This is a genomic window from Marivirga tractuosa (assembly GCF_042140215.1).
Classification (GTDB): Bacteria; Bacteroidota; Bacteroidia; order Cytophagales; family Cyclobacteriaceae; genus Marivirga; species Marivirga tractuosa_A.
This window is the reverse complement of record NZ_CP159478.1, coordinates 958,869-979,274: the sequence shown is the minus strand read 5'-3', so window position 1 is coordinate 979,274 and position 20,406 is coordinate 958,869. Positions and strand designations below refer to the sequence as shown.

The window sequence follows — 20,406 nt, the reverse complement described above, 5'->3', positions numbered from 1 at the left end:
GTATTTATGTTATAGTTTTTCAAAAACTTTATGTACAAAAAAGCATGACATTCTATGCAATTTATGAAAAATTTAGCAAATATTTATTTTAATTATTAAACTCAGGTTAAGAGGTATTATCAAAAGTAATACATAAATCAGGGGTACAATTATAATACCATTATTTTAGATAATCATAGGATTAGATATTGATAAATGGTTTCTTCTATTAAAATGTATTTTTTAAAGTAAATTTACATTAGTTATATTGCTCTGTAATCTTATTGTATAAAATTACTTAGGCTTTATGTCTTATGACTATATAATGTTTTAGCTCCATATCAGGTGCTTTAATGGATATAAGTAAATCTTATACTCATTATAAAGAATTTCTATAGAAAAAACTTATAAATATTTTGTTTTTTTAAGTATCTGCTACTAGTATTGTCATACAAAAAATATATTAATTTAATGCAAATATTACATCAATCAAAACCTACTTTTAGTAAAGTCTCGAGTAAGTCTTCGCAAAACTATTTCTATACTGCACTTGTCGATTTATTTAAGTCAGCTTACCCCAATATAGATGAGAATAAAATTTCTGAACTTCGTTATATAAGCTATTCTTATTTTAAATCAATTTTAAAATTAGATTCTTGTTTAGATAATATTGAGGTAGATAAAAAAGATATAATTGCTTGTATCCATGACCTTGAATCTATTTCTGTACGATTAAGTCAGTTATTTCCTTATCACCACAATTTTTGGATTGATTTTAAAAAGTATAAAAACGATTACTATAAGGCATTTGAAATTGAAAAAAAAATATCGATGGAGGATAGTTCGTTTAGTAAGTGTAAATATGAAAATCTTTCAGAGTTAAAATCTTCTTTGTGCTTCGCAATAGTTTCAGCATTAGGTTTTTTATCGAACTCAAATGAGAATAATAAGAAAGTTTATGAATGTCTTAGATTAATTCATATTGCATTCCAGTATAATGATGATGTTGCTGATTTTTATGATGATTTGAATAGTAAGCAAATAACATACCCTCATGTATTGACCTACAGGAGTTTATTGGATAATAAAATTGAAGTTAAAAAAATTAATAAAAATAGATTTTTTCAACAATATTTCTATTCATCTGGATTAGCTGCAGAAATGTTAAGAAATGCTCAAGATAAATTGAATAAAAGCTTAGAATTGTGCTTAGAATTAAATCTTTTGGAGCTAAAGCAATTTCTTAAAGAGGAGATATTTTCTATTCAATCTCAGATTAATGAAATAAATCTTCTGATTATGAAGACTAGATCTAAATTCAGAAATTCGGAAGAACTATTAAGAAAAAATTTTAAGAATTTTGGAACCACCCTTAATGAGTCAATTGATTATGGATTAGAGAAAATTGAAAATGATATTAGCAAAGATAATCAATTAAATGACTTTATAACTTCTGCAGGAGAAGGGAAGAACTGGATTTCAGCATATAGTTGCTTTATGTTGTCGGGATATAAAGAGTCAAGAAGAATCGTAAAAAAATTATTCAATTCAAAACTATTTATTGAAACAGTTAACGGTGAAAAAAGCGAATTTGGATTTAACGATTCTATAATTAATGATGGAGACTCTTTGGCTTTCCTATTAGGAGCTCTAACCAAAAATGATTTTAAACTCGATTCGGAACAAATAAATGAACTAGTAGCCTATCAAAGTAATAAAGGTGGTTGGTGCACATACAATAATGAGAATAAAATAAGAAAGAGATTAAACTTAGACAGTGATATTAGTATAGCGGGCTGGACTCAAAGTAAGTGTTGTATTTCGGCAAGTAATGCATACATTTTTTGCAATACCTCCGAATTAAATGAGTACAACGACAAGACTTATAAATTTCTTCTTGGGAATATTGAAAATGATAAATTGCCATCGTACTGGTGGACTAGTCATATCTATGCTACATCCTTTGCGATAATGGCATTTCAAAAGAAATCTGAATATATTACCCATGCATACAGATTGTCCGATAACTTAATCAAGGAGCAGAATATTGATGGATCTTGGAGTGATTCATTTTTAGGTGAAAAATCTAATTTCTATACTGCGCTTGCAATGAATGCCTTAGTTGAGTGTGATTTCCAAAAATATAGAACATCAATTATGAAAAGTGTTGATTATATCTTAAGAAATCAAATGAAAGATGGAAGTTGGAAATCAATTCGTATTTTAGCTATTCCAGCAACTTCAGTAATTAATCATTCAGAGGTTACAAAATGGAGGAAAAGTTCTTTTGGTGTGAATGTTTTAGTTGACGATCATAATAGGATATTTACCACAGTAACGGTTTTGAAATCATTGCTTTCACTTAAATCCAAAATCATTTAATTATGTTGAAAGATTTTGAGATAAAGAAATTTGATACTGTTAAATGGTTAGTTGTTACCCAAAATAATAACCATATTTTGGTTAATAGTGAAACTAAAGACTTATTGGAAATTATTAAATCTTCTAAAGAAAATTCTCAAATTCTTGAAAATTTTAATGTAAGATTTAACAAAGAAATCACATTTAAAGATTTACAAGAATTACTTAAAAAAAATTTTGCAGACAAAGATTTGTTAATAGAAGAAACAAATTTTAAAAAGAAAACTTTTCTTTCTCTTAAAGTTAAAGTGATACCTGAAAGGATTGCAAGTGTATTATCCAGCCCATTTACTAAATTATTTAACCCTACTTTTTTTTGGTATTCGTTTGTGCTTTTATTGATACTGAATGTAATATTTTTGATACAATATTTTAATTTGGATTTAAAAAACTTAGAAATAAAACATTTTGTAATTTATACAATATTACTTTATTCAACAATGTTGATACATGAACTAGGGCATATAGGGGCTTGCAAATATTTTAAAATTAAACATGGTGAAATTGGTTTTGGATTCTACTTGGTATTTCCTATACTATATGCAGATGTAAGTAACATCTGGACATTAGATAAAAACAAAAGAATTATAACTAATTTAGCGGGCATTTATCTAGAATTATTTTATTCAACTATTTTAATAGCTACTTCAATAATTATAAACCAAGCATTTTTACTTTTAGTATCTTTCACTATTCTAATTAAATCCTTAACAGAGTTAAATCCTTTTATAAGATATGATGGCTATTGGGTTTTATCAGATATCACCAATACTCCAAACTTGTTAAAAAGATCAAACAAAGTGGTATTGAATTTTATCAAAAATCCTATTTTCTTTTTTAAGGAAATCAAACTAAATAGAAAAAATATTTATTACTTAGTTTATGGTTCGCTTAACTTTTTACTAATATCATTTTATTTAGGTTGGCTGATTTTTAAATATCAATATAAAATTATTGAATTTCCGAGTCGGTTTATTGAATCAATTTCTGTGATATTTTATGAAGATGCAAAAATTTCGGAAAGCCTAACTCCATTATTTAATTTTGACAACCTTTTAATATTAGGTTTTTACATAATAATCTTGAAATTGATTATAAGTTATATTATGAGAAAAAGTAAACTTTATTTAACGGGGATGGGTAAAGTTTAAATTGTTATACATCCCTTTAAACTATTTAATATTTTAATTATGGAAAATTTTCAAAATGAAAATCTAAAGACTCAAGAAATTTTTGAGCTAGCAAAACAATTTGAAGTAGAGGAACTTGAGGAAAGAGTGGAGTTTGGTAAGTGGACAGCTTCTGCTGAAGCTGGTGCTAATCAAAAAGAGGGTGCGTATGTGAAAGCTGGAATATCTAAAACGTTCTAAGGGTATTTGGGATTAGTCAAAACATTGTATTTGATAAAATCCGACTTAATTGAATTATGATTAAAAATGTAGCATGTACGATACCTAATTATTATAAGTACATCTTAATATTGGGCTAAAAATTTTTAATTTATCCGAATTGGATTATTTTAAAATAGACAAAAGGTGTAAACATTTAGTTTTAAATATCGAGATAAGTTTTCAAGTTACATTTTAAAGAGAACTTTACTTATAAGGGATGGGTAAAGTGAATTAAATTAACATCCTTTTAAACTATAAATTTTATATTACGATGAAAAATTTGCGAAATGAAAATCAAAAATCGGAGGAAATCTTTGAATTAGCAAAGCAATTTGAAGTAGAGGAGCTTGAGGAACGGGTTGAGTTTGGTAAGTGGACTGCATCTGCAGAAGGTGGATACAGTCAAGAGAAAGGTGCTTATGTAGGTGGAAAATTATCGACTACATTTGGAGAATAGATACACATTTAATATCAGACTCTAATTAGAGTCTGATATATTTAAATTTATTAATTAATATGAAAATAATTTATTTATTAATATTTTTTTTATTTTCAATTGTTTGTTCAGGACAAAAGATAGAAGGAATAGTAAAAGATAGCTTATCAAATGAACCTATTTCGTTTATACATATCTACTCTGAAGAACTAGAAATCGGTACACTTTCAAATGAAGAAGGTGAATTTAGCTTTTCAATTCCAGATAGTTTTAATTCTGATAGTATTGAAGTAGTTTTTTCCCATGTAGGTTATGGTAAAATTATAAAAGTTATTCATCTAAATAAATATAATAAAATAAGCATCTTAGCTGAAAAGATTATGCTTGATGAAGTTATTGCAAGAAATGAAGGCAATAAAATTGCAAGTAAAATTTCTAGCTGGCTGAAAACAAATTCAGCCAGATATGGCTATGGTTTCTATAGGCAAGTTTCATACCAAGATACATTAGCAACTGAATATGTAGAAGCATTTTATAAAGTTTCCGTTAGTCGAAATGAGGTAAAGGGAATAAAACAGAATCAGGCAAGGTTTGCAAGAAAAAAAACTACCAAAGAATCACCCTATATGATTTTTCAAAATTTTCCCTTTGCAACAACTATGATTAAAATAATTAGTGGAGAAAATTCATCTATTATCACACCTTTTTCAGAAAAAGGCCTTCAGAATTATACTTTTGAGATAATTGATAGATATAAGGTTGATGAGGAGACTTTCGTAATAATGAATTGTAACCCTCCTCAATTAGATGAAAATAGTGATTCTAATTTATGGATTTCCTCTGAGGTTATTTTCTCAGTTAATCAGGGTAAATTAATACAATATGAGGCCATAATTAATAATGGATTAGGTGCAGAAAATATTACTGGTATGGATTCTGAAGTAAAAGTGAGAGTTGATAATTCACAATATAGATGGATTATTAGTTTTGATAATTCTAGTGGTGTAATTAATCAAATTAGAACCATTTATGATTATGACTATTGGGTAAATAATACCAAATATCCCTCAAGAGTAGAATCTAAATTTTTGATATATGAATTTACAGATAAAAAATTAAGGCGGCTTTCTGAACCAAAATTAGATGACCTTACTATCTCAGATATTGAAAAAGCTAAATATCGTCCTGCTTTTTGGAGCAAAAACCCAGTAATTAAAAGAATTGAAAAGGAAGAAAAAATAATCCGAACTTTTGAGGAAGAAAATGCTTTCGGTAGTTATTTTAATTGAAATTATAATTGTTTTCTAATTTAAAACAATTTGTAATATAATTTCAGAAAAGTTAAGACTTAAAATAAACTTCACTTAAATTTTATATTATTATGACAGATTTTAAAAATACATCAGAAAATTCCCGGGACATCTTTGAATTAGCTCGGAAATTTGAATTAGAAGAACTTGAAGAAAGAGTTGAGTTTGGAAAATGGTCCCAAGAGACAATTTTCGATCCTCCGGTTGACGTAGATCCTAATGCAATATAATGACAATGTGAAGGAATAATTAGCTCAGTAAAAAAAAGAAAAATAGCCTTAATGAAAGCTGAGGCTATTTTTCTTTTCACTATTATCTACCGATACGGATAATTGTACTCTATTTGTTTCAAAAAATTTTATGGGTGCTAAATATCGGAGCACAACAATTGAAGGTCGTATTCTTGATAAAAGAATTCAGATTCCATTCCTTCAGCCAAGATTTATGGGGTTGTATTGGATCAGGACCATTAGTAATGGAAATGTAGAGTTTTCAATTTCTATAGCTCAATCTCCTTTCGAGTTGGTAATATCTTATATTTCCTTTGGTAAGAGCTCAGAATAGATATAAAATGCTAACAGCAATTTAACAACGGAAGAAGAAATAATTTAAATCTTCTAAAAGAAAACGTTTTGAGGACTTATAATAATTGATTCATACATGTCTGGTTTGAAATGATGCACTCTTGACCATATAATTTTTAAATTGTAATTGAGCTTAACTATTTCTTTCTTTGATCATATCAGTTAAATTTAAAGATTATCAATTACAATATTCTATCATATTATTCATTACATATTGCATAAAACTATATTGTAAACTATTATTATATGCTTTTTTATGCATAAAAGAGATAATATGTATCTAAATACAAATGATTAATTATATTATGAAAAAGGCGATAAACCTCAATTTGATTTTAGCCTAATTTCTTCTGATCTCATGTGGGGAAACTGAGATCAAAATCATAAGCTCTACTAAATCATATTTATAAGGTTTCTTATTCTGAGGGCTTTGGCTGGATAGCTGATTTCAGTGATCCTGATGATTTTGATTATGCTTATTTTGTAACTGCCCATGAATTAGCACACCAATGGTGGGGGCATCAGGTGGTGCCTAACTCTACTCGTGGAGCCAATCTTATTTCAGAATCTTTGGCAGAGTATACTGCTTTAGTTTTATCAGAAAGAAAATATGGAAAGGCGAATATGAAAAGATTCCTTGAGGATGAATTAAATGGCTATTTAAGAGGTAGGGCATTCGAATCAAAGAAGGAAAATGTATTTATTGATTGCAATAGATCTTATCAATGGTATAGAAAAGGTAGTTTGATCCTTTATGGATTGCGAGATTTCATAGGCGATAGTTTGATGAACAAAGCTATCCGAGGCTTTAGAGATGAATTCGCTCATAAAGAAACTCCACCTTTTGCAGGTAGCCATGATTTATATCGATATTTTGAATCGGTTACCCCTGATAGTTTAAAGTATTATTTGGAAGATACTTGGAAGAAAATCACGCTTTATGAAAATAAGGCTGAAATGGCCACTGCTAAAAAACTAGAAGATGGCATCTATGAAGTGACCATAAAATTAACCTCACAGAAGCTTTATGCTGATAGCACTGGTCAAGAAACTCCTGCCAAATATGATGGTGATTATATGGATATTGGTGTTTTTGCTGCTGAAGATCGAGATGAGAGTGGCAGAAAGAGAACCAATCCACTGTATCTAGAAAAGCATAAAATAGCTCCTGGAGAGCATTCTATTACTTTAAAAGTGAGAGGTGAGCCAGTTAAAGCAGGAGTTGACCCTTTGAACAAATTGATAGATAGGAAAAAAGATGATAATATAATTGATGTTGAAATGGAGGAATAGGAAATAGTTATACTTCAATATGTTATAACTATCAATCAGTTTATAATTAAAAAGCTTCATTGAAATTGATTTCAATGAAGCTTTTTTTATGCTTATTAAATTACCTAAAGGATGTCATTCTTATAATTCTAAAGCTCAATATCTTCCAAGCCTAATTCTTTTGTTAAATATTCGATTACTTCATTTTCTTCTTGTGAAACACCGTCAGAAGCACTGGCAAAAAGATACATGGTTTCCACCACAAATTCTCTGGATGATTCATTTTCATGGAAATAATCTTTTAAAGCAGCTAGAAATTTATCCTCCCATTTATCTAAGTTTTTGATTAAATGTCTGAATTCAGCCCTGTAAATAAGCATCAAATTTTCTTCTTTTTCATCTCCTAAATCCTCTGAGGCAAATTCATCTCCTAGTATCTTAGCTAACCTTTTAACTGTTATCCATTCTTCTTGATCAACTATTCCGTCAGACATTACTACTCTAAGAGCAGGAAAAAGATTTACTATATAAACAAATTGCTCTTTGTTTAATTTAATAAAACGCTCTTGCGTATATTCTTTAAAAAGTTGATCTATTTTTGACATTTTTTATATAAAAATTATGCTCTAAATAACTGGTGCTTTTGAGTCATCCTCAATATCAGGTGAATTTAACAATAAAATATATTGCTCATGTCTTTCTAATATCTCTTTAACGTAATTTACTGGTTCTTCCCCTCTACAATATCCATATTTCACAACTGGATCAGTATAATATTTCTTTTGAGATTTTAATAATAAATATTTTTCAACATTTCCATCCCATTTTGATGGATCTCCACCATATTTCTTTGTTAAGCGTATAGCATCTTGCATATGGCCAATACCTACATTGTATGCTGCCAAGATATATTTTTGCCGCTCTACGCTGTCCTCAACATGTTTTGTAAAGGCCTTTTGAAGCCAGTTGATATAATTTCCACCTGCCGTTAAACTTTGATCTGGGTCATATAGATTTGTAGCTCCAAATTCATGTGCTGTTGGTTCCATCATTTGCATTAATCCTACAGCCCCTGCCCAAGATTCTACATTAGGGTCAAATTTACTTTCTTGATATATTAAGGCAGCTAATAATTTCCAATCCCATCCTATCTTTTCAGCTGTCTCTTTAATTTGATCATCATATGGAGATAATTTATCTCCACCTACAGAGGAAAATTCAGAATAAGATCTATTAGCAGAGCGTTTAAGATTTTTAAAATACTTATTATAAATCACATAATAATCTGTTTCTTTTTGTCTTTCTTCTAACCAATTATTGATTTTATTCTCTAAAGTGTCTGCATTAGATCGAAGTGCCCATGCGATTTGTTGAGAAAAACTAACGGGGGTTTTAACATCTATAATTGGATAATATGTAGCATTAAGCATTGCTACATCCTCATCAGCAACAGTGTAATCAATTTGTCCCTCTGCTACCATTTTAATCAAGGTTTCTACTTCCAAACTGCTACTATCCTCAGTTATCACGATGTCACCACCAATTTCATCTGAAAGGTTTGCCAATCGAGTAGAAAAAGCCGAGCTTTTTCTAACATGAACTTCTTTACCTGTTAATTGAATAGGGTCTCTGATCAATTCATTTTCTATTTCATGGATTTTCATCTGTCTCCAGTTTTCAGGCTTTCTTTGTACGAGAACTTGCCTTACAAAATAGAGTGGATTCGTAAAATCTACAAATTGTTTTCTGTCCTTTGTAACAGTTAGATTAAAAGCAGCAATATCAGCTTCTCCCCTATTAATTTTTTCTAGAGCAGAAGAAATACTGTTATCTTTGATTATTTTTAATTCAACTTCAAGATCATCCGCTAGCCAATTAAGCATTTCATACTCATAGCCCATGGGTTGGCCTTTGTAAATAAAGTAGCTCGTTGCACTGTTGTCTACTACAGCCGTTAAATATCCTCTTTCTTTTATTTTACCAAAGTCAAAATCAACAGGTTCAATATCATAGGATATATCTTGAGTTTGAGTGTCAGTTTTAGTGGAGCATGCCCAAGTAGAACTAATTACCACTGTTAAAAATATATAAAAAGACTTGTTGAATAGTTTCATCATATCTTCATTTTAAGGTTGACAATATAGCCAATTAATATTTCAGTGAGGAAATAGCCAAAGCTTTTTCGACTGAATACATATTTCGTTGGATAACCTATATCCCTTATAAAATACTGAAAAAATGAAAAATGGTTTATTTCAATATTTTATTGGAAAAACAAAAAGCCACTCAACATGGCATTGAATGGCTTTTAAATATGGTTTTTGATAGTTTTAAAATTCTTCTTCTTTATTTTTCTTTTTGTTGATCGCACCAATGATTAATGCTCCAATAGCGTATAAAATTAATAACCATAGAAATGCCTTAGCTTGTCCTATGACTGTAAAACTTTCCTCAAATTGTTCAGCCATTCCATCCATCATTTCAGAAGACCCTCCTCCAAAAGTTTCCATAGCTTTCATTGTATTAGTCATTTGAGCTTCAACCAAAATAGGTACAATGCCTGGATCGATAACATTGTATAGTAAAATATTAAATAAAACACCCAAAAAACCAGATATTATCAAAACAACGAAAGCATGTAAAAATGCTTCTTTGAACGACATATATCCACCAAGTTTTGATCTATAATCTCTTCCAGCATAAATTAAAATAGCAATTGAAATTACTAATGAAATTAGGCCTACACCAGATTTAGCTAATAAAGTTATGTCTATTAAATAAATAACTAGGGTAATAATAATGGAAATTAATCCTAATATGACTCCCCACTTTATAGAATGCTGACCAGTATTTGTTTCTTCTTGATTTTCCATTTTTAATATAGTTTAGGTTATAGTTTAAAGTTATTCAGAACAATTTTTTTTGAATCTTGAATCAATTATATAAATAATTTTCCATTTTTCATTTATTTTGATGAATTGAAATGAATTGATTCCGCAATGGCTTAATTTATCTCCTAAATAAAAGGTATAATCCATCCATGCAGTGGCGACTGCACCATCAGAAAGTATCCTTAAATTATCTACCTGCTCATTCCAAGGCTCACCTTTATTTTTGGCAACAGCATTAAGCCATCCTGAAGCACCATTTAATTGGCTAACATTATTGCCTTCCCCATCTACATTGAGGCTTTGCATTTTCACATTCTGATGCATATGTGGTGCCATTTTCATGGTGTCTGACTCACGCATCCCATCAAAAACATCTTTAATAATTCCAGCTATTTGAATGGAATCAGATGCGTAACTTTGAGTGAATGCAGAAAATGAAATGCAGAAAGCAAAAAAAGCAATCAGTAAAATTTTCATAAAAGAACTTTAGTGAAAATGGAATTAAAGAATTTTTTAATATGAATACAATGGTATTTACACCAATGGTAAAATGTTCTTTAATTCTATTCTTACACTACATCTTCAAAGAATGACCAAACGAATGCCTTTGGAATAGGGCTTACCACATTAAAAGGTTCCTTCTTAACTGGGTGCTCAAAGCTAATTGATCTAGCATGTAAGGCAATTGATCCATCTTTGGTGGGTTTTGGAAAGCCATATTTTACATCACCAATAATAGGGCACCCTATTCTGGCCAATTGCACCCTAATTTGATGTGGACGCCCAGTATGAGGTTTTACTTCAATTAAATTTCTATCTCCCAAGGCTCGAACTAGTCTGTATGATAAAGTTGATTTTAATCCACCTTTTTTATCACTCATATGAGCATGCGTTAGGTTTTTATTTGAGTCTTTCTTGAGCCAATGTGTGATGGTATCTTCAGTTTTAGGAGGTCTTTTTTCTGTAATAGCCCAGTAGGTTTTATCAACCTTACCATCATGAAATAATTTGGAAACTCTTTCCAGAGCTTTAGAGGTTCTTGCTAATACAAGAGTACCACTCACTGGACGGTCAATTCTGTGAGGTGTTCCACAAAATACTTTGCCTTGCTTATCATATTTTTTAGCTAAGTATTCTTTAGCATGCTCCGAGATTGGAGTGTCACCAGTTTGATCTCCCTGCACTAGCATCCCTGAAGGTTTATTCACCACCAAAAGGTGATTGTCTTCATACATTACGATTTGTAAAAACTCCTGATAGTTCATAAGGACAAAAGTCGGAAAAATTGGGTATATAACATATTTAAAGTGACGAAGTTTTGTAGTGAAAAGGTGTTGAAGTTGGCTGATGGAGTATAAAACCATTAATTTCCAATTGTGAAAATAGGTCAGAAGCAAATTATAATCATTCTATCTTTTGACCTTTATAGCACTCCATTTTGTCAGTACTGAAGATTAGACTTGCATATGAACCGAGCTCAGATATAATTGCTTTTCCAAAATTCTAAACTTTGGAAAAGCTCTGGCTTGATTCTAGTTTCTAGTCTCTTAATTCTAGCTTAAAATTCTGATTGGAAATGGAACTCTATTTCAGGAAAATTATCTTCCACCATTTGCATCCAAGATTTAGTCTCGGCCATAAACACCATTTTTCCATCTTTATCTCTTGCAATGTGGCGGTACTTAGATTTTACAAATTCGTCCAACTTTTTTTTGTCATTACTGCTAAACCAGCAGGCCTTGTACAAATTCATAGGAGCAAATTCACAAGAAGCTCCATATTCATTTTTCAAACGATGTTGAATTACTTCAAACTGAAGATTACCCACTACCCCTACTACTTTTCGGGCTCCCATCTCGAAAGTAAACAATTGCGCTACACCTTCATCCATCAACTGCGTTAAGCCTTTGTCCAATTGCTTGGTTTTCATGGCGTCTTTGTTGATTACTTCCTTGAAAATCTCAGGAGAGAAGGATGGAATTCCTTTATAAATACCTTTTTCGCCTTCTGATAGCGTATCTCCGATTTTAAGATTGCCCGTATCGAATAAACCTACGATATCGCCAGGATAAGCTTCATCTACGGTTTCTTTATCTTGTGCCATAAAGGCTGTAGCATTTGAGAAACGGAATCTTTTATCGTGTCTTACATTCAAATAACTACTTCCCCTTTGGAATTTACCAGAGCAAATACGAACAAAGGCAATTCTGTTCCTATGCTTAGGATCCATATTGGCATGAATCTTAAATACAAAACCAGTGAATTTTTCTTCATTAGGCTTAACTATTCTTTCCTCTGTTGATCTTTCTTTAGGCTGTGGAGAAATATTGATAAAAGTATCTAGCATTTCTTTTACTCCAAAACTATTGATAGCCGAGCCAAAAAACACAGGTGCCACCTTTCCAGATAAATATTCTTCTTTATCCAATTCTGGGTAAACACCTTCAATTAATTCTACATCTTCCCTAAGCTGATCAGCCAAAGTATCCCCAACATTTTTATTTAAGTTCTCATCGCTTAGATCTTTTATTTCAATTCCTTCAGCGGTAAGTTGTTGCTTGCTAGGTTTAAAAATCAATAAATTTTTACTGAATAAATTATAAACCCCTTTGAAGGTTTTACCCATTCCGATCGGCCATGTAAGCGGGCGAACCTGAATATCCAATTTCTCTTCAATTTCATCGAGCAAATCATAAGGGTCTCTTCCTTCTCTATCTAGTTTATTGATGAAGCAAATCACTGGAGTATTACGCATCCGGCAAACCTCCATCAACTTTTCAGTTTGTTGCTCTACCCCTTTAACGCAATCAATTACCATTACAACACTATCCACAGCGGTTAAAGTTCGGTAAGTATCCTCAGCAAAATCTTGGTGACCAGGCGTATCCAACAAGTTGATTTTTAAATCTTTATATTCAAATCCCATTACGGAAGTAGCCACAGAGATACCTCTCTGTTTTTCAATTTCCATCCAATCGGATTTGGTCGCGGTATCAATTTTATTGGACTTTACAGCTCCAGCTTTATTGATAGCTCCTCCGAAAAGTAAAAGCTTTTCCGTTAATGTGGTTTTACCGGCATCTGGGTGGGCAATAATGCCAAAAGTTCTTCGCTTGCTAATCTCTTGTTCTAACTTGTTCATATGGATTCCTCAATCAAGCTGCAAAATTACGAATAATGATTGGCAATAGGAATTGAAAGTGGAAATCAAAAGAAAAGATTCAAGAGACTACATTAAAAGTAATCTCCTGAAATCAAAATAATATCAAAAGTTCAAATTTAGTGACACAATAAAATTCCTGCCAGGAGCTGACATTCCCGAACTATAGGGTCTGTAACGCTGGTCAGTTATATTTTCTACTCCGAAATTCAATCCAAAATCCTTCCAAAGTTCATAACTCATTTTAAAATTTAGGGTGTACCAAGCAGGTGCATAAGTATTGCCATTTTCATCTAAAGCATAAATTTCGGTTTTTCTTCTTTCTTCAACCGCTAATTCCGAATGTTGTCTTTCTGCCTGGTAATTGGCGTAAAGCTGAACATTCCAATCCCCGGATTTAAAATTCAACCGAGTAGTCCCAAACAATGGAGGTGCATGTCTTGAAGGACTTACTGAGCCATCATCCAGCTCTTCTTCACCTATTTGATAATTTAAATCGGAAGATAAATTAATTCCTCCTGGAAATTTTATTTCCATTCCTGCCTGAAGCCCGTAAACATTAGCAATAGCTGCATTCTGAATGGATTGAACTTGACTTCTTTCACCATCGAAAATGATGCTATCCTGTCCATTCAATTGATAATTCCTTCGAACCATGGCGTTGTTAAGAATTGTGTAATAAGCCGTGAAATCCACTTTCAGAAAATCATTGAAAACTTTAGCTATTCCAATATCCCAATTATAAGCATATTCTGCAGTTAAATTCGGATTGGGAATTACTACAGCTCCAGGTTCCGAATCAAAGATTTTCCCTACATCATCAACATTTGGAGCACGAAAAGCAGTACCAAAATTAGCATTGAGAGACCATGAATCCCCAGGATGATAGACCATTCCCAAACTTCCAGTAAGGGCTCCATTATTTATCTTAGCTTCTGTAAAAGGAAAAGAATAGAAGGCTGTATCAAATTCTGCATTCAATAAAAACTGATTATAGCGAACTCCTCCTTGCACTGTAAGCCTGTCTGAAGGTTTATATTCATAATTGGTGTAAACTGCAATTGAACTCCAGCTTGATTCAGGATATCTGGAAGCCGAACTACTAACTGTTCCTGTTTCAATATTTTCAGCTTGTCCAGTGGAGTTTACATTGTTTAATACATATTCAGTTCCATAAAAGACAGTACTTTTCTTCCCAATCTTTTTAATAAAATCAAGATTCGCAGAATAAGCATCTACTTCTTCCGATCTATTTCTTCGGATATTATCCTGAAAATTTCTATCTATTCTACTTTCCTCAAATTGTTGTTGTGCTAATCGGATAGACAGTTGATCAAAAAACTTGGTTTCTTTTGAATGGGTGATATTCAAATTGTTCATCATCCACTTTTGTGGGCCATATCTCCATTCTGCGTATCTCGGCTCTCCCTTTCTTACCCTATTATGCCGATCATATCTTCCATATTCAGAAGTTTCAGAATAATGAAATCCATATTGGAAATCCCAGTTTTCATTTGGCTGAAATCTGATCTTTTGCATAAAATTCTTTTGAGTATAAGCAGTAGGATTTTGAATTAGGGGATCTTCCTGTTCCACTACTTGATCTTCTCCTTCTATTCTTTCTACATAATAGGATTTTAGATAATCATCTGGACCTTTGCTACCTTGCCTTAAATGATCGTAATCCCAGCGGCTAGCACTAGTTACAAACGCCCATTTTTTCCAGCCATATTTAATATCAGCATGAATAGTTTTCTCCTTATTAGCCGAAGAAAATCTGGAATTTACCTTTCCAGAAATTTTAGCAGAACCAGAATCTGAAAGTTCTGCTGATAAAGTCTGAAAACTCATCACACCACCGATGGCATCACTTCCGTAAATAACAGAACCAGGACCAAATACAACTTCTGTATTCTCAGTAGCAAAAGGATCCAAACTAATGACGTTTTGAATATTCCCCCCACGGAAAATCGCATTGTTCATCCTGACACCGTCAACCGTATAAAGCAAACGATTAGTAGCAAACCCTCTAATCATGGGACTCCCGCCACCTTGCTGACTTTTTTGAATATAGACTTTGCCAGAAACGCCTAATAAATCCGCTGCCGTTTGTGGGTTTTGCAATTCGACCTCCTCAGGTGAAATTGAACTTACTTTAGCTGGTATGTCTCCAGTATTCTGCCTCCACCTTGTAGCTGAAATGACCACTTCATTCAAATTGAAATTATTAGGTTGAAGCAATATTTCAAAATTAGATGACTTTAGCTCTTCATAGCTTACGACTTTTAATTGATAGCCTAATCGTTGTATTTGTATAGCCTGAGCTCCTACTAATGCTGAAATATCAGCTTTACCGTAATGGTCAGTGCTAATAAATTCCTGCAACTCCTCACTCACAATAGTGACCATTTCAATAGGCTCAGAAGTATTGGCGTCTTTGACGGTAATTGTTTGAGAAAAGGCAATAGTGGAACTGCCCAAAAACAAGCAGAGCAATAAAATATTCCTCATTATAAATTTTTAGTTTATAAATAGTTTAAAAAATAGAAGACTTTACTGATTAGTAGAGGATATAAAAATCCAAGTTAATCAGTATAGCAAAAAGAATAATTAAACTACTTTTTGAGGAGGCGGGGATGGAATAGAGTTGTTATAATCTTTTAGAATGAACTCGTACTCTGTAAATGAATACGGTAATCTTACAAATTGTAAAGCTTGCCATTGAAATACTTTCTCTGAAAATAGAGATTGATAAAATGAAATCAGTTTTTGTTCTTTTTCCTTTTTATCAGGATGGTTGCCTAATAAATTATTGACCACTTCAGCCAAATTTTTATTTAATGATGTCTCTTCATAATCCCACCAGCACCAGTATTTCACGCTATCTGCAGTTTCCTCAAATTCCACCACATCATACATTTCTCCTTCAAACTCAAACTCTCTGGAATGTTCCCAATCTAATTTTTCAGCTGCCTCGTTTTTGCTTAGATGAATTAAAACAAGTTCAGATTTATCTATTCCCTCAATGATTTTCCATTTTACCTCATGCTTAACTTGCTTCTTTTGGTGCTTTAGCCATAGATAGGTCACCATAGCAGGAGCTAAAAGACAAAAAAGAAACGATATGAGAATGAATTGTTTTTTCAAATGAATAAAATCAGGTTATGTAAATTTACAGCTTTTTGACTTATTTCAATATTGATAAAACATCTCTTCCATAAATGGTAATTGAAAATGACCAGCAATCTGTATTGATTTTTTAAATGTTCCCTTAAAATCTTTTCTAAAATTTCATTAACTTAATTAATGAATCAAATCGCTAAAATGAAATGAAAATCAAACCAACTAAAAAATCTTATGAATCCGATGAGTTAGTGGTGGAATGGCAACCTTCTCTTTGCATTCACAGTGAAAAATGCTGGAGAGAACTTCCAGAGGTATTTAGAACAGATGAAAGACCTTGGGTGAATACAGGAGGTGCAGAGGACAAAAGAATTATGGAACAGTTGGAAGCCTGTCCATCGGGTGCACTTTCAGGTTATTGGAAAAATCAAAAACAAGAAAATAAATCTGAAAATACTGCTATCCAAGTTGAAGTCAGCAAAAATGGTCCTTTGATGGTGAAAGGGATAATCGAAATCAAACATTCAAATGGGGAAATCGAAAATAAAGAAAAGATAACTGCATTTTGTAGATGTGGGGCATCGGGAAATAAGCCGTATTGTGATGGAACTCACAGCAAAATTGGGTTTGAAGGATAGAATGAAAGCTATTTAAGCTTCCATTCTATTTTTAATATTTATCTCAATTGAAAGTAAATAGGAATAGTCATTTTCACTCTCACCGCTTGACCTCTTTGCTTTCCTGCTTTCCATTTTGGGGCATTTTCAATCACTCTAGTGGCTTCCTTATCGATACCTTCAGAAACCTTCTTTAAGACCTTCACTTCTGATAAAGAACCATCTTTTTCAATCACAAAAGATAAAACTACCCTACCTCCAATATTCCGCTTTTGCTCGAATGAAGGGTATTCAATGGCATTAGCAATATATTCGTAAAAACCGTCCATTCCGCCATTAAATTGTGGCTTTACTTCTAATGCAAATGGATCATAGGGGGTGTTATCCTCCACTTTCTCCTCGGGCTCTGAAAAATCTTCCCAATCCTTCATTTCCTCTTCAATATCAATTACTTCTTTTTTCTCGTCAGGCTCAACTAATTCTTCTACTTCCACAATATTTACATCTCCTTTAGGTTCAGGCAATTTTTTGGGCATTGGCTTTGGTGGATGGGAAGTTTGAATCACATCATCATTTAAAAAAACTACAGGTTCCTCATCTGGTAATTCAACTTTATCCTCTTCCGCTATAAAAACCTTAAATTCAAAGGCAATAAAACAAAGACCAATGGCTATAACGAGTCCAATATTGAAAAACAACGGACGCTTAGCATACAATTTTCGAGTGGCATTTTTGAAATGTTCCATAGTGAATAATCATTTAGAGTTAAACATGATTATTCATACACCTGATATTATAACGCAAAGAAATTGCATTAAGTATAAATCACTTGAATATTTTAATAATTATTGACTCACCGTTTTTCTCTATTGTGGCGTTTTTACAGTAGCATATCTATATTACTAACATAAAAATCTTTGGTATTTTAAGTAAAAACACCTAAAAGTAGGATGACTAGTGCTTGTTTGCCAATTGCCCACAAGCGGCATCTATATCTTTACCTCGGCTTCTTCTGACATTCACAATTACACCTCTATCTTCAAGAAAAGCAGCAAATTTATCAAGCTTATCTTCATCCGTATTGGTAAAATCAGCTTGGTCAATTGGATTATATTCAATTAAATTGACTTTGGCAGGAACATATTTGGTGAATTGCCACAGTTCTTTTGCGTCCTCCAGACTATCATTGAAATTATTGAATACGCAATATTCAAACGTTACCCTATTTTTGGTTTTAGAGTGGTAATATTCTAAAGCCTCTCTCAAAACGGGAAGGTTATTACTGTCATTAATGGACATGATTTGGCTTCTTTTCTCATCATTGGCAGCATGCAGCGAAAGCGCCAAATTAAATTTTGCATCATCATCAGCCAACTTTTTAATCATTTTGGAGATACCTGCTGTAGAAACCGTTATTCTTTTAGGAGACATAAACAATCCCTTTTCGGAAGTGATGTGCTCGATGGACTCCATCATATTTTTATAGTTCAAGAGCGGCTCGCCCATTCCCATATATACAATATTGGAAAGTGGCATATCGTAATGTGTTTCCGCCAATTCCTTGATCATCACCACCTGATCGTAAATTTCAGCAGCCTCCAGATTTCGCATTCTTTTCAAGTAACCTGTGGCGCAAAATTTACAACTTAAAGAACAGCCTACTTGTGAGGAAACACATGCAGTCATTCTGTTTTCGGTAGGAATTAGCACGCCTTCTACTTCATTTCCATCATGCAGTCGAAATGCTACTTTTATAGTCCTATCTGAACTTAATTGCTTATCGGCAATGGTAATTCTATTGATGCAATAGTTTTGATCCAGCCATTCCCTTAGGTTTTTAGAAAGATTAGTCATTTCCTCAAATGAAGCCGCTGACTTCATCCAAAGCCATTCATAAATCTGTTTGGCTCTAAATGCTTTCTCACCTGATGCGGTTAAATCTGCTGCAATGGCATCAACAGACATTTTTCGGATATCCTTTTTGCTAAGATTTACCTCTATTACTTCTTTCTGAATATGGACTGCTTTCTCTTGCATAGCACAAAATTACAATAATCAGCAGACATAAGCCTAATGATGTGATATTAGTTCAGAGATTATTGGAAAATTAGGAGTTTAAGCAAAGAGATCAATTTCTTTTGCTAATGCCCTTTCATCTAAGACACTTATTTTTTTGCCGTTTAGGTCAATTAGTCCATCCTTCTTGAAATCGGATAACAATCGAATTAGAGTTTCAGTGGCAGTCCCTACAATTTTTGCTAAATCTTCCCTTGTTAATGCAATATCGATTTCAGTTTTTTGATCGCCATCTACCCCGTATGAGCTTTTTAACATTAACAATGTAGTAGCCAATCGCTGTCTAACCGTTTTATTTGCCATATCAGCCATTTTCTGCTCCATTACGCCCAAATCATGGCAGACGGCTTGCATCAATTTATTTTGAAATCCTTGGTCTTTAGATATAAGCTCAGTGAAACTACTTTTAGGAATAAAACAAACTTTTGCATTCTCAAGAATTGTAGCGGATGAATTATAATTTTCACCAGAGAGTAAAGCTCTATAACCTAAAAAATCCCCTTCTTGAGCTAAACGTACGATTTGCTCTCTTCCAGAATCATCTGTTTTATAGATTTTTACTTTGCCTTCGCTTATGCAAAATAACCCCATAGGTTGAGTACCTTCTAGAAAAAGTACTTGCCCCTTATTATGAGCTAAAGTACTTTTATGTTCACTCAATGCGCAAAGGGCATCATTCGGAAGTCCGTTAAACATAGATTTACGTCTGCTTAGACATAAATCACAAGGAATATTTTTTACTTTTTTAGACATATCTACTAGGCTTATCGTAAGCTCAAAAAATTAGTTGCGGTCTGCTTACATAAATATAGAATAATTTTGATTACAATAAAAAACACCAACTATATCAGTTTAAGAATTCTCTTAATTTTAATTAAATTGCATAAATCAAATTTTTTAAACTATGAAAAAAGGACTTTTAAGCGGGATTATTTTAATCGCTATTGGTGCATTTACTATTTATTGGGCAATAGACCATAGTCCAAACGCATCTATTGGTGAAAAAGTTAATGATTTACTGGAAGAAGATGCTTATCGTATGAGTGAAGCTTGGTATTACACTTCTTTGGTTGCAGGAAGTATAATTGCTTTGTTAGGATTAAGAAATCTATTAAAATCATAAAATAAAAATTGTCTCAAAAGTTA

At 32.2% G+C, this 20,406-nt stretch carries 20 protein-coding genes; 9 read left to right on the top strand and 11 right to left on the bottom strand.

All coding sequences use genetic code 11. The annotated features are described in order from the left end of the window. Positions 1-450 precede the first annotated feature (450 nt). The 7 genes from ABWH96_RS04465 to ABWH96_RS04435 all read left to right on the top strand — a co-directional run bounded on the left by ABWH96_RS04465 (position 451) and on the right by ABWH96_RS04435 (position 7,414). Positions 451-2,361 (top strand): hypothetical protein, encoded by a 1,911-nt coding sequence (locus ABWH96_RS04465; RefSeq protein WP_375580298.1) that lies wholly within the window; start codon positions 451-453, stop codon positions 2,359-2,361. Between the two features lie 2 nt (positions 2,362-2,363). Beyond that, entirely contained in the window at positions 2,364-3,551 is a 1,188-nt protein-coding gene (locus tag ABWH96_RS04460; protein ID WP_375580297.1) for a hypothetical protein, read from the top strand. Between the two features lie 39 nt (positions 3,552-3,590). After that, complete coding sequence (locus tag ABWH96_RS04455) at positions 3,591-3,770, top strand: hypothetical protein (RefSeq protein ID WP_375580296.1); 180 nt, start codon at positions 3,591-3,593, stop codon at positions 3,768-3,770. A gap of 292 nt (positions 3,771-4,062) precedes the next feature. Continuing rightward, positions 4,063-4,248: a hypothetical protein gene (locus tag ABWH96_RS04450; RefSeq protein ID WP_375580295.1), complete on the top strand. Its 186-nt coding sequence runs from the start codon at positions 4,063-4,065 to the stop codon at positions 4,246-4,248. A 59-nt stretch (positions 4,249-4,307) separates the two neighbouring features. After that, complete coding sequence (locus tag ABWH96_RS04445) at positions 4,308-5,516, top strand: carboxypeptidase-like regulatory domain-containing protein (RefSeq protein WP_375580294.1); 1,209 nt, start codon at positions 4,308-4,310, stop codon at positions 5,514-5,516. A gap of 92 nt (positions 5,517-5,608) precedes the next feature. After that, positions 5,609-5,767: a hypothetical protein gene (locus tag ABWH96_RS04440; RefSeq protein ID WP_375580293.1), complete on the top strand. Its 159-nt coding sequence runs from the start codon at positions 5,609-5,611 to the stop codon at positions 5,765-5,767. Positions 5,768-6,646: 879 nt separating this feature from the next. Further along, positions 6,647-7,414, top strand: a complete 768-nt coding sequence (locus tag ABWH96_RS04435) for a hypothetical protein (protein ID WP_375580292.1) — start codon at positions 6,647-6,649, stop codon at positions 7,412-7,414. Between the two features lie 128 nt (positions 7,415-7,542). On the opposite strand, the gene ABWH96_RS04430 is transcribed toward ABWH96_RS04435, so the two are convergent. From ABWH96_RS04430 to ABWH96_RS04395, 8 genes are all read right to left on the bottom strand, one after another. Further along, complete coding sequence (locus ABWH96_RS04430; RefSeq protein ID WP_375580291.1) at positions 7,543-7,998, bottom strand: hypothetical protein; 456 nt, start codon at positions 7,996-7,998, stop codon at positions 7,543-7,545. A gap of 21 nt (positions 7,999-8,019) precedes the next feature. Continuing rightward, positions 8,020-9,510 (bottom strand): transglycosylase SLT domain-containing protein, encoded by a 1,491-nt coding sequence (locus ABWH96_RS04425; RefSeq protein ID WP_375580290.1) that lies wholly within the window; start codon positions 9,508-9,510, stop codon positions 8,020-8,022. 213 nt (positions 9,511-9,723) lie between these two features. Next, positions 9,724-10,266, bottom strand: a complete 543-nt coding sequence (locus tag ABWH96_RS04420) for a DUF4199 domain-containing protein (protein WP_375580289.1) — start codon at positions 10,264-10,266, stop codon at positions 9,724-9,726. 30 nt (positions 10,267-10,296) lie between these two features. Next, complete coding sequence (locus tag ABWH96_RS04415) at positions 10,297-10,761, bottom strand: hypothetical protein (protein WP_375580288.1); 465 nt, start codon at positions 10,759-10,761, stop codon at positions 10,297-10,299. A gap of 92 nt (positions 10,762-10,853) precedes the next feature. After that, entirely contained in the window at positions 10,854-11,549 is a 696-nt protein-coding gene (locus ABWH96_RS04410; RefSeq protein WP_375580287.1) for an RluA family pseudouridine synthase, read from the bottom strand. A gap of 293 nt (positions 11,550-11,842) precedes the next feature. Further along, positions 11,843-13,426, bottom strand: a complete 1,584-nt coding sequence (locus ABWH96_RS04405; RefSeq protein ID WP_375580286.1) for a peptide chain release factor 3 — start codon at positions 13,424-13,426, stop codon at positions 11,843-11,845. A 123-nt stretch (positions 13,427-13,549) separates the two neighbouring features. After that, the gene (locus ABWH96_RS04400; RefSeq protein ID WP_375580285.1) at positions 13,550-15,955 is read right to left on the bottom strand and encodes a TonB-dependent receptor domain-containing protein; all 2,406 of its coding nucleotides are present in this window, start codon (positions 15,953-15,955) and stop codon (positions 13,550-13,552) included. Between the two features lie 99 nt (positions 15,956-16,054). Continuing rightward, positions 16,055-16,537, bottom strand: a complete 483-nt coding sequence (locus ABWH96_RS04395; RefSeq protein ID WP_375580284.1) for a hypothetical protein — start codon at positions 16,535-16,537, stop codon at positions 16,055-16,057. A gap of 236 nt (positions 16,538-16,773) precedes the next feature. On the opposite strand from ABWH96_RS04395, the gene ABWH96_RS04390 reads away from it, so the two are divergent. Next, on the top strand, positions 16,774-17,205 hold the full coding sequence (locus ABWH96_RS04390) for a (4Fe-4S)-binding protein (protein ID WP_375580283.1): 432 nt from the start codon (positions 16,774-16,776) through the stop codon (positions 17,203-17,205). A gap of 38 nt (positions 17,206-17,243) precedes the next feature. Here ABWH96_RS04390 and ABWH96_RS04385 read toward each other — a convergent pair whose 3' ends face one another. From ABWH96_RS04385 to ABWH96_RS04375, 3 genes are all read right to left on the bottom strand, one after another. Next, entirely contained in the window at positions 17,244-17,930 is a 687-nt protein-coding gene (locus ABWH96_RS04385) for an energy transducer TonB (RefSeq protein WP_375580282.1), read from the bottom strand. 208 nt (positions 17,931-18,138) lie between these two features. After that, positions 18,139-19,221: a 23S rRNA (adenine(2503)-C(2))-methyltransferase RlmN gene (gene rlmN, locus ABWH96_RS04380; RefSeq protein ID WP_375580281.1), complete on the bottom strand. Its 1,083-nt coding sequence runs from the start codon at positions 19,219-19,221 to the stop codon at positions 18,139-18,141. Between the two features lie 78 nt (positions 19,222-19,299). Then, a complete protein-coding gene (locus tag ABWH96_RS04375) occupies positions 19,300-20,013 on the bottom strand; it encodes a Crp/Fnr family transcriptional regulator (RefSeq protein WP_375580280.1) in 714 nt (237 codons plus the stop codon). 151 nt (positions 20,014-20,164) lie between these two features. Between ABWH96_RS04375 and ABWH96_RS04370 the strand changes: the two genes are divergently transcribed. Continuing rightward, positions 20,165-20,383: a hypothetical protein gene (locus ABWH96_RS04370; RefSeq protein WP_375580279.1), complete on the top strand. Its 219-nt coding sequence runs from the start codon at positions 20,165-20,167 to the stop codon at positions 20,381-20,383. Positions 20,384-20,406: the final 23 nt, after the last annotated feature.

What these genes read in the sequence shown, in the direction of transcription:
- ABWH96_RS04430 (WP_375580291.1), bottom strand. Translation starts at nt 7,998, where the DNA reads ATGTCAAAAATAGATCAACTTTTTAAAGAATATACGCAAGAGCGTTTT.
- ABWH96_RS04385 (WP_375580282.1), bottom strand. Translation starts at nt 17,930, where the DNA reads ATGGAACATTTCAAAAATGCCACTCGAAAATTGTATGCTAAGCGTCCG.
- ABWH96_RS04370 (WP_375580279.1), top strand. Translation starts at nt 20,165, where the DNA reads ATGAAAAAAGGACTTTTAAGCGGGATTATTTTAATCGCTATTGGTGCA.
- ABWH96_RS04420 (WP_375580289.1), bottom strand. Translation starts at nt 10,266, where the DNA reads ATGGAAAATCAAGAAGAAACAAATACTGGTCAGCATTCTATAAAGTGG.
- ABWH96_RS04460 (WP_375580297.1), top strand. Translation starts at nt 2,364, where the DNA reads ATGTTGAAAGATTTTGAGATAAAGAAATTTGATACTGTTAAATGGTTA.
- ABWH96_RS04445 (WP_375580294.1), top strand. Translation starts at nt 4,308, where the DNA reads ATGAAAATAATTTATTTATTAATATTTTTTTTATTTTCAATTGTTTGT.
- ABWH96_RS04425 (WP_375580290.1), bottom strand. Translation starts at nt 9,510, where the DNA reads ATGATGAAACTATTCAACAAGTCTTTTTATATATTTTTAACAGTGGTA.
- ABWH96_RS04465 (WP_375580298.1), top strand. Translation starts at nt 451, where the DNA reads ATGCAAATATTACATCAATCAAAACCTACTTTTAGTAAAGTCTCGAGT.
- ABWH96_RS04415 (WP_375580288.1), bottom strand. Translation starts at nt 10,761, where the DNA reads ATGAAAATTTTACTGATTGCTTTTTTTGCTTTCTGCATTTCATTTTCT.
- ABWH96_RS04405 (WP_375580286.1), bottom strand. Translation starts at nt 13,426, where the DNA reads ATGAACAAGTTAGAACAAGAGATTAGCAAGCGAAGAACTTTTGGCATT.
- ABWH96_RS04400 (WP_375580285.1), bottom strand. Translation starts at nt 15,955, where the DNA reads ATGAGGAATATTTTATTGCTCTGCTTGTTTTTGGGCAGTTCCACTATT.
- ABWH96_RS04375 (WP_375580280.1), bottom strand. Translation starts at nt 20,013, where the DNA reads ATGTCTAAAAAAGTAAAAAATATTCCTTGTGATTTATGTCTAAGCAGA.
- rlmN (WP_375580281.1), bottom strand. Translation starts at nt 19,221, where the DNA reads ATGCAAGAGAAAGCAGTCCATATTCAGAAAGAAGTAATAGAGGTAAAT.
- ABWH96_RS04440 (WP_375580293.1), top strand. Translation starts at nt 5,609, where the DNA reads ATGACAGATTTTAAAAATACATCAGAAAATTCCCGGGACATCTTTGAA.
- ABWH96_RS04395 (WP_375580284.1), bottom strand. Translation starts at nt 16,537, where the DNA reads ATGGTGACCTATCTATGGCTAAAGCACCAAAAGAAGCAAGTTAAGCAT.
- ABWH96_RS04450 (WP_375580295.1), top strand. Translation starts at nt 4,063, where the DNA reads ATGAAAAATTTGCGAAATGAAAATCAAAAATCGGAGGAAATCTTTGAA.
- ABWH96_RS04390 (WP_375580283.1), top strand. Translation starts at nt 16,774, where the DNA reads ATGAAAATCAAACCAACTAAAAAATCTTATGAATCCGATGAGTTAGTG.
- ABWH96_RS04455 (WP_375580296.1), top strand. Translation starts at nt 3,591, where the DNA reads ATGGAAAATTTTCAAAATGAAAATCTAAAGACTCAAGAAATTTTTGAG.
- ABWH96_RS04410 (WP_375580287.1), bottom strand. Translation starts at nt 11,549, where the DNA reads ATGAACTATCAGGAGTTTTTACAAATCGTAATGTATGAAGACAATCAC.